At 51.6% G+C, this 4,031-nt stretch carries 3 protein-coding genes; all 3 read left to right on the plus strand.

Translation table 11 applies throughout. From position 1 onward, the window contains the following. The first annotated feature begins 221 nt into the window (after window positions 1-221). Window positions 222-1,058, plus strand: coding sequence for a DUF3800 domain-containing protein (locus RWM61_RS20000; protein WP_314004200.1), 837 nt, complete (start codon window positions 222-224; stop codon window positions 1,056-1,058). A 341-nt stretch (window positions 1,059-1,399) separates the two neighbouring features. After that, on the plus strand, window positions 1,400-1,765 hold the full coding sequence (locus RWM61_RS20005) for a hypothetical protein (RefSeq protein ID WP_314004203.1): 366 nt from the start codon (window positions 1,400-1,402) through the stop codon (window positions 1,763-1,765). A 155-nt stretch (window positions 1,766-1,920) separates the two neighbouring features. Further along, the coding region (pcrA, locus tag RWM61_RS20010; protein WP_314004206.1) for a DNA helicase PcrA at window positions 1,921-4,031 on the plus strand (2,111 nt) is incomplete at its 3' end.

Here is a 4,031-nt window from a genome sequence, read left to right on the forward strand (position 1 = left end):
GCCTCGAACCTCGAAAGGGAGTCCTTTTTGCCATAAGCGATTATATTGCATGGCAAAAGTATAAGTTTTAGGTTGTTCATCCTTTCTTGATTGGCGATAAACCTCCTCTGAAGCGGTCGCTCATCCACGAAAGGTCTCGACAGAGGTTTCCTTTATGAACCTGGTTTCGGATCTTTTTTGTGATATAATTACCAATGTAGTGGTAGAGGAGGCCGTCGTCGATGCAGTATATTATTTATATGGACGAATCTAACGATGAAGGACCGTATTACGGTAATTTTTACGGCGGCGCATTGGTAAGATCGCAAGATTATATGAGGATCGTTGACATTCTTGAGGCGAAAAAACAAGAACTAAATATAACTGGTGAAATCAAGTGGCAGAAAGTAACTTCGCCTTATGTTGAAAAATATATAGCTTTAATGGATTGCTTTTTTGATTTAATTCAAGAAGATTTAGTTAAGATACGTATCATGTTTACTCATAATTATCGACAAGCGACTAGTCTTAGTAAGGAGCAATTAACGAACGAGTATCAGATGCTTTATTATCAATTCTTTAAACATGCTTTTGGACTGAAATATTCAAATCCAGAAGGCGAGGAAAATCTTTCACTTCGGATATATTTTGATGAGTTGCCTGTATCGCCTCAAGTTGCATCCGTATTTAAGGACTTTATCCAACGACTTCAATTCACCCAAGAGTTTTTGGTTGCTGGAATTCAAATAAGGAAAGAAGATATTAGCGAAGTCAAATCTCACCAACACGTTATTTTGCAGTACATGGATATCGTACTTGGATCGATGTATTTTAGGTTAAATGAGCTGCATAAAGTTATTCCGGAAGGGGAACGAAAAAGAGGCAAACGAACGATCGCAAAGGAGAGAGTATACAAACATATAAACAATCGAATCAGACGAATCTATCCGAATTTCAACATAGGAATTTCAACTGGTACAAAGGAATATGAAGAGCGGTGGCGGCATCCCTATCGTCATTGGCTATTTATTCCCAGCGAACATAGAATTGCCCCTCAATTTGCGAAAAAAAATAGATAACCCCATCTCTCCTACATCATTGGCCTAAGTGGAACTTAAGCGTTCGGAGAAGACAGGGCATCTTTAATTTCATATTACCCCTCAGTTAGAGGGTTTGCAACTGATTTTTCACTGTTTTTATGGTTTTTTTGTCGAACCCACTCAATTTCGTCACATTAATTTGGTGTTTGCACATCTGAGCGCTGTTACAGCGCTCTTTTTTACACGAGTCTATGTCTATTTGTCTGGCATAGTATGCTCAAACAAAATGTTGCGGTTATTTTAGATAAAAGCCGGACGGATCTTAGTCTGGTATAATTATTATAGTTTCCGATCCTGACAATAAGAGAGGTGCCGGATATATGGGAAGAAACGCGATGTTCGGCGAGTCGGCGTTTACGCTGAAGCTTTCCGGTCTCCAAAGCTTGTTTGCCCTTAAGCGCAAAGTCGTTATTCCTTATCGCACGGTAAGGAACGTGCATGTGGACGTGTTCGACGCTCCCGCATGGATGCTGCGCATGCCCGGCACCTCGATTGCTTCTTTGCATATTTACGAAGGCAGCTTCAGGTACGCGCACGAATGGTGCTTTTTGTCCTATGAGGGCCGAAAACCTGTCGTAATGATCGAAACGGACGGGCATGACCGGTACAAATACGTCATTTTTGAAATGGATAATCCCACGGAAGTTGCGGCCGAGCTGCGGCGGCGGGTAAGAGAATGCAGCTAATTCGTCCTCCAAAGCCGGCTCCTCCCGGGCGCGCTGCGCGGCGGCAGGCTTTGGGAACATTTTCACGCGAACGCGGGCAATCTTAAATTGACACACACGGGCGGGTGGACTAGACTTAAAACAGGCGAACAAAACGCGAACAAAGGGGCATTATTATGTTTAATCGGATCGACATCGACCAAGCGGTGGAGAAGCTGAATCCCCGCCAACGGGAGGCCGTGCAAGCGACCGACGGGCCGCTGCTTATCATGGCCGGAGCGGGGAGCGGCAAAACGCGCGTGCTCACGCACCGCATTGCTTATCTGATCGAGAAAAAGCGGGTTGCGCCCTGGAGCATCCTGGCGATCACGTTCACGAATAAAGCGGCCCGCGAGATGCAGGACCGGGTGGCGGCGCTTGTCGGCCCAGGCGGGCAGGACATCTGGGTTTCCACGTTCCACTCGATGTGCGTCCGCATCCTTCGCAAGGACATCGGCCGCATCGGCTACAGCTCGAGCTTCACCATACTCGACTCGGCCGACCAGCTGTCGGTTATCCGCAATGTGATGAAGGACCGGAATATCGACACGAAGAAGTTCGAGCCGAAGGCGATCCAGGCCAAAATCAGCTCCGCCAAAAACGAGCTGCTCACACCCGACCGCTATGAGCAGAAGGCCGGCGACTACTTCGACCAGATCGCCGCGAACGTGTACCGGGCGTACCAGAAAAGGCTGAAGAGCAACAATTCGCTCGATTTCGACGATCTCATCATGATCACGACCCAACTGTTCAAGGAAGTGCCGGAAGTGCTGGAGTTCTACCAGAACAAATTCCGTTACATTCACGTGGACGAATACCAGGATACGAACCGGGCGCAATATATGCTGTGCCGCATGCTGTCGGACAAGCATCACAACATTTGCGTCGTGGGAGACAGCGATCAGTCGATCTACCGTTGGCGCGGCGCGGACATTGCGAATATTCTTAACTTCGAGAAGGATTATCCCGAGGCGCGGACGATTCTGCTGGAACAGAACTACCGTTCCTCCTCCAACATTCTGAATGCGGCGAATGCGGTCATCAAGCAGAATACCGGACGCAAGCCGAAGAAGCTCTGGACGGACAAGGGCGAAGGCTCGCCGATTACCGTATATCAGGCCGCTTCGGAACATGAAGAGGGCTACTTCGTGACGGGCGAGATCCGGAAAAACAAGCAGGCCGGACGCAAATTTGCCGACCATGCGATTTTGTACCGGACGAACGCGCAGTCGCGGGTCATCGAGGAAATTTTGATCAAATCCGATATTCCGTACCAGATCGTCGGCGGCATCAAATTCTACGACCGCAAGGAAATCAAGGATTTGCTCGCTTATTTGCGGCTGATCTCGAATCCGGACGACGACGTCAGCCTCATCCGGATCATCAACGTGCCGAAGCGCGGCATCGGCGATACGACGCTGGCGAAGGTGTCGTCCGAGGCGGCGCGGCGCGGCGAGTCAATGTATGCGGTGCTGGCCGATCCCGACGGGATCGACGTGGCGGGCAAGACGCGGGCGGCGCTGACCGATTTCCACGAGCTGATCGACAACCTGGCCCGGATGGTCGATTACCTGTCGGTTACCGAGTTGACGGAGAAAATGCTGGAGTTTATCGGCTACCGCGAGGAGCTCGAGCGCGAGAATACGCTCGAATCGAAGTCGCGGCTCGAGAACATCGACGAGTTTCTATCGGTGACGATGGATTTCGAGCGGCGCAACGACGAGAAGTCGCTGGTCGCTTTTCTGACCGATCTGGCGCTCATTGCCGACATCGATTCCATGGACCGGAAGGACGCGGCGCAGGACGCCAAGGACGCCGTCGTTCTTATGACCATGCACAGTGCGAAGGGACTGGAATTTCCGGTCGTCTTCATAATCGGCATGGAGGAGGGCGTGTTTCCGCACAGCCGTGCGTTCATGGACAACGACGAACTGGAGGAGGAACGCCGGCTCGCTTACGTGGGCATTACGCGGGCGGAGGAGCAGCTTTTCCTGACGTGCGCGCGCATGCGTACCTTGTTCGGGCAGACGAAGGCGAACGCGCCGTCGCGCTTCCTGCAGGAGGTGCCGGATGCGGTGATAACGGTCGCTTCTCCTGGCGGGCGGCCGGCACGCGGCAGCTTCGGCGCCGGCAGCGGCCGCAGCTACGGCTCGGATCCCGGCGCGGCGGGCGGCTTCGGCTTTCGGCCCGGCGCTTCAGCGAGCCGTTCGGGCTCGCCTGCCGGTTCGGCCGGCAGCCGGTCCGGTTC

Source organism: uncultured Paenibacillus sp., from assembly GCF_963515335.1.
Classification (GTDB): Bacteria; Bacillota; Bacilli; order Paenibacillales; family Paenibacillaceae; genus Paenibacillus_I.